Below are 7697 nucleotides of genomic sequence, written 5' to 3' on the forward strand. Positions count from 1 at the left end.
GATCATTTTTTTGTAGGAGAACTTTAGTGGCAATTACTACCTCAGCTTCCCGTTTAGGGACAACCGCTTTTAGCGAGGTTGCTCCCGTGGAATTACGTCCCGATTGGTCTCGTGATGACGCACAGGCGGTTATTCGCGCTGTCTATCGTCAGGTGCTAGGCAATGACTATATCATGCGTTCCGAGCGCCTTACCAGTGCCGAATCCTTACTCTGCAACGGTTCGATCACCGTGCGGGAATTCGTCCGCGCCGTGGCCAAATCGGAACTGTATAAGAACAAATTCTTCTACGGTAACTTCCAAACCCGCGTCATCGAACTTAATATCAAACATCTTTTAGGTCGCGCTCCCTACGATGAGTCGGAAGTGGTCTATCACCTCGATCTCTATGAAAACAAAGGATTCGAGGCCGATATCGACTCCTACATCGATTCCGCCGAATATACCGAAAACTTCGGCGATAGCATCGTTCCCTACTATCGCGGTTTCGCCAGCCAACCCGGTCAAAAAACCGTGGGATTTACCCGGATGTTCCAACTCTATCGCGGTTATGCCAACAGCGATCGCTCTCAGATTGCCGGCAAAACCTCCCGTTTAGCGGTGGAATTAGCTCAAAACGGCGCTTCGGCAGTAGTCGGTCCCTCCGGTGGCAGCGATGGTTGGGCCTATCGTCCCTCTGCTCAACGCAACACCCCCAGTAAAGCTCTGGGTGGTAGTGTGGCCTATGGTGATGTGGGTAAGCTCTATCGCGTGGAAATTGCCGCCATCAGCAAACCGGGTTATCCCCGTGTCCGTCGCAGTAGCAAAGCGGTTATCGTCCCCTTTGAACAGTTAAATAACACCCTGCAACAGATCAACCGTCTCGGTGGCAAAGTTGCCAGCATCACCCCCGCTAGTTTGAATTAATTTTCTAGCTTAAGATAACTAAAAGTCTCCCGGGCAGCCGTCAGGTTCACCGGGAGACTTCTTTCTAGGGAACTGGCAGAAATTGACCCTCAGCAGATCGAGCAAACCTGTAGAATGAAAATAATTCCCTCGTTTTAATGCCTGTGACTGTCACTTCGATCGCTTTTGACTCTATCGATACTGCCTTAGCGGAAATCAAAGCCGGACGTGCCATTGTCGTAGTTGATGATGAGAATCGCGAAAATGAAGGAGATCTAATCTGTGCGGCCCAATTTGCCACCCCCGATCTGATTAACTTCATGGCAGTGCAAGCTCGCGGTTTAATCTGTCTGGCAATGACGGGAGAGCGTCTTGATGCTCTCGAATTACCCTTGATGGTGACAAAAAACACCGATAGCAATCAAACCGCTTTTACCGTTAGCATCGATGCCGCTCCCCATTTAGGGGTTAAAACTGGCATTTCGGCAGAAGATCGGGCGAAAACCGTACAAGTTGCCATTAATCCAGTCACTCGTCCCGACGATCTCACCCGTCCCGGTCATGTCTTCCCGATTCGTGCTAAAGCCGGTGGAGTCTTAAAACGCGCTGGTCATACGGAGGCAGCCGTGGATCTAGCTCGATTAGCCGGGTTGTATCCGGCGGGAGTTATCTGTGAGATCCAAAATCCCGATGGTTCCATGGCCCGTTTACCGCAACTATTTGAATACGCTCGTCAACATAATCTCAGGTTAATTAGCATTGCCGATCTGATCGGTTATCGCTTAAAACACGATCGCTTTGTCCATCGGGAAACGGTCTGTGATTTTCCCAGTCAATTCGGCACTTTTCAGCTTTATGCCTACCGAAATTTATTAGATCAAACCGAACACATCGCTATTGTGAAAGGCGATCCCGCTCTCTTTGGCGATCAACCTGTAATGGTACGAATGCACTCAGAATGTCTGACCGGGGATGCTTTGGGATCCTTGCGTTGCGATTGTCGGCAACAGTTACAAGCTGCCCTAAAAATGATCGAAAACAACGGTTTGGGGGTGGTGGTTTACCTGCGACAGGAAGGACGGGGAATTGGCTTAATTAATAAGCTAAAAGCCTATTCTTTACAGGATATAGGACTAGATACGGTGGAAGCCAACGAAAGGTTAGGATTTCCCGCCGATTTGCGCGATTACGGCATGGGAGCGCAAATGCTCAACGATTTGGGGGTGAGAAATATTCGTTTAATTACCAATAATCCCCGTAAAATTGCCGGATTAAAAGGCTATGGTTTGGAAATAGTCGAGCGAGTACCTTTGCTGATCGAGGCTAATGATTATAATTCCAATTATCTAGCCACAAAAGCGGAAAAGTTAGGACATCTATTCCTACAAACCTATCTAGTTACCATCGCTCTCAGTTGGGGGGAAAATCCGCCGTCAATTTCGCAAAGATATCATCAATTAGAGAAATTACGGCAGTTAAGTCGCGCTAATCAATTATCTCTCCAAGAAGAAACCCGACCGGTAGCCAATGCCCTTTTTGATCGCGCCCCTTTGATCGTACATTTAGGTTTAGATATTCGTCAGGGTGTTAGCAGTAATTGGTATAAAAATCCTTCCCATCCTTATCTTCTGGTTATTGACAAGATATTAAATGACATTAAAGATTGGTCGGAAATTGAACGCTTAGAATTTTTAATTTCCGACGGAGACGATTCGATGACGGGATTACAAATGAAACTCGATCGTCAAAAAATGTCCGATGAAGATTTCTCACAATTACCACAATTAGCTACCCAAATTATCTACAGTTTTACTCGTGATTCAGCCAAAAATTAGTTTTCTATGACCATACTGTTGCCTCTTGCCTCATCTCAACAAGCAATTTAAATATTTAACAGCTTAACAGTTATAATTAAACCAAGCTAGTATAACGGGGAAAACCCATGACAACTCTCGACATTTTACCGGAAGTTACCTGTCCCCCCACCGATTTATGGAGTGATGAACCACCTTTGGAAAGTGATTTACATCTGCAACAGATCATAATTCTTCTCAGTTGTCTAGAATTATTATGGCAAGAGAAAAACGATTACTACGCTTCCGGTAATCTGACTATCTACTATAACGAAGAACAACTGAAAAAACGTGATTTTTGTGGTCCTGATTTTTTTGTCGTCTTAGATACGGAAAAACATCCGCGTAAAAGTTGGGTAGTCTGGGGAGAAGGGGGTAAATATCCCAATGTGATCGTGGAGATTCTTTCCGATTCTACGGCCAATATTGACCGCACTAAAAAGAAAATTCTCTATCAAAATACCTTTCGCACTCCTAATTATTTTTGGTTTGATCCTGAAAGTTTAGAACTGCAAGGATTTAGATTAATTGCGGGACAATATCAGGCTATTGCTGCTAATGAAAACGGCTATTTATGGAGTGAACAATTAGAACTCTATTTAGGCATATTTGACCGTAAACTGCGTTATTTTACCACCGATGGTCAATTGGTTCCCACTCCCCAAGAAGCTGAATTAGAGCAAAGACAAGCAAAGGAACAGATTTTTTTAGAAAAGGAACAGGAACGAAAGGCAAAAGAACAGGCTCTTTTAGAAAAAGAACAAGCTATCTTGGAAAGGGAAAGATTAGCCCAAAAATTACGAGAATTGGGCATTGATCCTGAAACTATCTAATTGATAAATATCTCTAGGATAGGTAATTCCTATCCTAGAAATGTTGGTAATTTAACCTTATTTTTCCTGTCTTTCTAAGGCTAATTGTACTAACTTATCGACCAATTTATCAAACTCTAAACCGGTGGCTTTCCAGAGTTGGGGATACATACTAAAATTAGTAAACCCCGGCAGAGTATTAATTTCATTGATCAACACTTCCCCAGTCTTTTCCACATAGAAAAAATCCACCCGCGACAATCCCGCAGCATCCACAGCTTTAAATGCTTCTACAGCCATTTCTCGCACTTGATTAGCAATTTTATCAGGAATATTAGCGGGAATCACCATACTTGATCGCCCGTCAGTATATTTAGTTTCGTAGTCATAAAAATCACTATCAAAAGTAATTTCTCCCACCAAAGAAGCTTGGGGATTATCATTACCTAAAACCGCACATTCGATCTCCCTTGCGGTTACTCCTGCTTCAACAATAATCCGTCGATCATAACTAGCGGCACTATCTAAAGCAGCCTCTAATTCTTGCCGGTTGCGTGCTTTACTAATACCCACCGAAGAACCTAAATTAGCCGGTTTAATAAAACAAGGATAACCTATTTCCTCGGCGATTTGATCGCACAATTGCGGAAAAACACAAGCATTTGACCACACTTGCGAGCGGGTTATGGCCTTATACTTAACTTGGGGTAATCCAGCGGCTGCAAAAGCAGTTTTCATGGCAATTTTATCCATTCCCAAGCATGAACCCAGGACCCCACTACCCACAAAAGCAACCCGCATGAGAGTGAGTAATCCTTGTAAAGTGCCATCTTCCCCATTCGGTCCGTGGAGAATTGGAAACCAAACCTCCATTTCCCTCACTTCTGGGGGAAATTGCCAGATATTGACTTTTATATTACTCTCAATAGCTAGGGGTTGCCCAGAGGTTAAAATTTGTCTAGCAGTTGCTGCCGAATGCCAACAGCCATTTTTATCGATATAGAAGGGGGTAACGGCGTATTTGTCAAGATTTTCGGGATAATTAAAAGCTTGCAGGATCGATCGAGCCGAATTGATAGATACCTCGTGTTCTCCCGATCGACCACCAAACAACAATCCTACCTTGATCTTATCCATGTTATCCTCTCTAGACCCAGCTAGATCCTAAATTAGAGTTCAACTATCATATATACTATGGGCGGAGTTGACAATAGTTGCAATTGATTTAGAGGCGGCTGTTCCTCGTCAGATCGGGGTTTTGGCAAAACCTCAAGATAAATTAATTATCGCTCATGATGAGATGTGGTCGTTCTTTCCCTAAAAAAATCGATAATCACTTTGGAGCTATTCACCCCCCGAAATTGAATGATTATTTAGCTAATTTTTCCAGTTTTTTCTTAGTTTTCTGAAGTTTTAAGGCTAAATTACCATGATGTTCGGGATAGTAAACGTGCAAGAATTCGATAAAATCCTCGATGGTACAAGGTTGATGAAATCCCCCTAAGTTACCGTGGAATTCTTGGTGAATTTCTTCTTTAATAGTCACCAAATTCAGATCTAATGTCGCTAGATGGGGATATTTCTGGGCAGAGTAAAGATGATGGACAGCGAGATTAAATTTATTATTTCTATCCGGTTTTTGCCCTGTCACCTGACAAGTGTTTTTATCTCTAGTTTTAGCTCGTTTTTTAGCCTTTTCAATCTCGATTTTTTGTTTGGTATCGTCATCTAGATTTTCCTGAATTTCTTTAAAGGCAAGAGGAAACTCGATTTCAATCATTTTACACATTTCTTGGCGCGATTTATTCGTCAAAGTTTCACTCATGGATTTAGAAATGCGAACAACTCCACTTTCAGAGAACCAAAACTCTCTTTTTTCATCTTCGTAAAAATCTACTCCTATTTTTAAAGGACGAACTTCTGTTTTAGTATTTTTGATTACCTTAGCAAGTTCTTCATCATCAACTTTCAAAGATGAAGATTCGTGGAGTTTAAGATTATTGAATGTTTGATTTAGCTTGGCTCCATTAGTTTTTAAAATTCGCCGCAAACTCTGTTTATGAATCATAGCCACTCCTTGATAAACTTTAATTTCGCCAGAGTCAGCCAATTCATTAAAAATTAATTTTCGTGCCAAAGAGCGACGAATTTTTTGATCGTGCTTAGTAAAAAATTCTCTAAATCTGTATAAAATTCCTCGCTTTTCATGCTGATCAATATAGGAAGCAATTTTTAAAGCACCTTCAAAAGAAAACACTCTAACTTTATCTTTTTTGTTGACAAATTGATAATCGACACCTTCAACTAAATCCCAATCATCATTAGGATCAGCATCAAAAATATCAACAATTTTGTCTAGTTTTTCAAGAGTAATAGAAAACCATTGAGCTAATTCGGTATCCCGGATCAGGAAGGTATTTGCTTTCTGAGGCATGATTATTTTATCTCCGTGGTGATAGACTTATACATGACAGTTAAACAATCAAAAACTTCTGCGTCTCCTGTTTCTTGGTTATCAGGATGATAGATTTTAGAAAGACGATAATAGGCATTTTTAATGTCTTCCTTGCTGGCAGTTTTTGGATCAAGCTCGAAAACACGATAGGGATAAAAATACTTAAATATATTAATACCATTAATACAATGCTTACCAGTTTCTCCATCTTCTTCTGGTAAAATACCTACATACTCTCTGTAAATTTTTTCCCAACTTTCTCGCTGAGATAAATTGATGTTATCAAAGGCTCTAGTAGCCATTTGAAACATACTCGATTTTTTTAGTTCTGTGGTATTGTTAACCTCAAAATAGGCATAAACTGCCTGTTTAAGTTGCGTTAGAGTTAAAGGTTTAACTTTTGAGCTTGTGGTGGTGGTGGCTGTAGTTTTTGATTTAGTTAACGATGGTTTGGGAGACTTTTTACGGTGGTTTTTGATGACAAAATCGGCAAAATCTTCGAGAATACGACTTTCGATCGAGTATTGCTCACAGATATGACTAATCTGCTCTAAAATGAGCGAGTTAAGAGGATTAGTGGTCATAATTTCCCTAAGAAGCTGCAAAAAACATAGCCTTTCTTATCAAGATGAAGTGTAGGCTAATTTGGTATGAACGACCGACGACTGACTCCCGAAAACTTCCTATCCTAAATTAATACCACAGCAGTGGCCACTTTGTCATGTGGTTAATCATAAAAAAATTGCGGGCATAAGCTAAACGGCTTTTACTTCGGATCACCGATATAGACTCCAAAAGGGTTATAGCTGTTGGATCATGCAGGTTAAGCGCCGTTTAGCTTATTACAGATTTAAGTCAATAAATGGGCAGCCGTTTAGCTAGGCAGTCATTCTAAAGATAAGATTCCCGAGAGCGATGGTAAAGTTGAGACTAGAATTGAGGGGACAGTCGGGAAATTTTTACCTAATCAAGAAAAGATGGCTCTCTGAGTCTTTGGGTGAAAAATGTTCACCACGTCACATTATGCACGGAAGCTTTCATAGGTGGCAACTTAAGCAAGAAGCTTAATTATCAAGAGTAGCTGATCATCCAAGGGGAAGGACGTAAAAAATGGTAAAATAAGGCGGATAAATCTAAAAATAATCCTAATTCCTACACCTACTATTTTTTTAGGTTTCAGAGGGAAAGTAACCAAACAGTTTTTTATAATCAGAGGCCAGATATCCTCGGTGAAAAAAACCTAATTCTTCAGCAATTTCATAAATTAATTTTGTCTGATTATTTTGGTTAAGAGATTGATGTAGAGCATTAAGACGAAGCAATTTAAAATAATTGTAAGGAGACATTTGATAGAAGTCTTTAAATATATATTCTAAGGTGCGTTGACTTACTTCTAAGTCTTGACAAATCGCTGGAATAGTAAGATCAGAACGCAGATTTTTTCTCATCATTTCTTCTGCTTTTTTGAGGATAGAGGTGCGTCTGATAGTGTTTTTAGGAGTTGTAATATCTTTGGTTACTGCTAAAGTCAAAAGAAAATCTTTGACAATTTCTTTTTTTAATTTTTGCCTGACAAAATTTAATCTTAATGCTTTTCTTTGCCCAGATATTTGTTGACGATCTAAATTAAATAGCATTCGATAAAGTTGATGACAAGATTGTTGGAGATGACGAATTTTTTCCGATGGGCAAA

The 7697-nt window shown here is 40.6% G+C and carries 7 protein-coding genes; 3 read left to right on the forward strand and 4 right to left on the reverse strand.

The annotated features are described in order from the left end of the window. The first annotated feature begins 26 nt into the window (after window positions 1-26). From PX481_RS05920 to PX481_RS05930, 3 genes are all read left to right on the forward strand, one after another. A complete protein-coding gene (locus PX481_RS05920; protein WP_002759027.1) occupies window positions 27-905 on the forward strand; it encodes a phycobilisome linker polypeptide in 879 nt (292 codons plus the stop codon). Between the two features lie 137 nt (window positions 906-1042). Beyond that, entirely contained in the window at window positions 1043-2719 is a 1677-nt protein-coding gene (gene ribBA, locus PX481_RS05925; protein ID WP_288093973.1) for a bifunctional 3,4-dihydroxy-2-butanone-4-phosphate synthase/GTP cyclohydrolase II, read from the forward strand. A gap of 107 nt (window positions 2720-2826) precedes the next feature. Continuing rightward, complete coding sequence (locus PX481_RS05930; protein ID WP_288025097.1) at window positions 2827-3570, forward strand: Uma2 family endonuclease; 744 nt, start codon at window positions 2827-2829, stop codon at window positions 3568-3570. A gap of 57 nt (window positions 3571-3627) precedes the next feature. Here the strand turns inward: PX481_RS05930 and PX481_RS05935 are convergent, their stop codons facing one another. The 4 genes from PX481_RS05935 to PX481_RS05950 form a co-directional block, all read right to left on the reverse strand. After that, a complete protein-coding gene (locus PX481_RS05935) occupies window positions 3628-4686 on the reverse strand; it encodes a D-alanine--D-alanine ligase family protein (protein ID WP_287739095.1) in 1059 nt (352 codons plus the stop codon). Between the two features lie 232 nt (window positions 4687-4918). Further along, the gene (locus tag PX481_RS05940) at window positions 4919-5983 is read right to left on the reverse strand and encodes a hypothetical protein (protein ID WP_125730185.1); all 1065 of its coding nucleotides are present in this window, start codon (window positions 5981-5983) and stop codon (window positions 4919-4921) included. Between the two features lie 2 nt (window positions 5984-5985). Next, complete coding sequence (locus PX481_RS05945; RefSeq protein WP_002759036.1) at window positions 5986-6588, reverse strand: J domain-containing protein; 603 nt, start codon at window positions 6586-6588, stop codon at window positions 5986-5988. Between the two features lie 585 nt (window positions 6589-7173). Then, a partial coding sequence (locus PX481_RS05950; RefSeq protein WP_288093974.1) for a helix-turn-helix domain-containing protein occupies window positions 7174-7697 on the reverse strand: 524 nt, incomplete at its 5' end.

The organism is Microcystis sp. M53603_WE2, assembly GCF_030065435.1.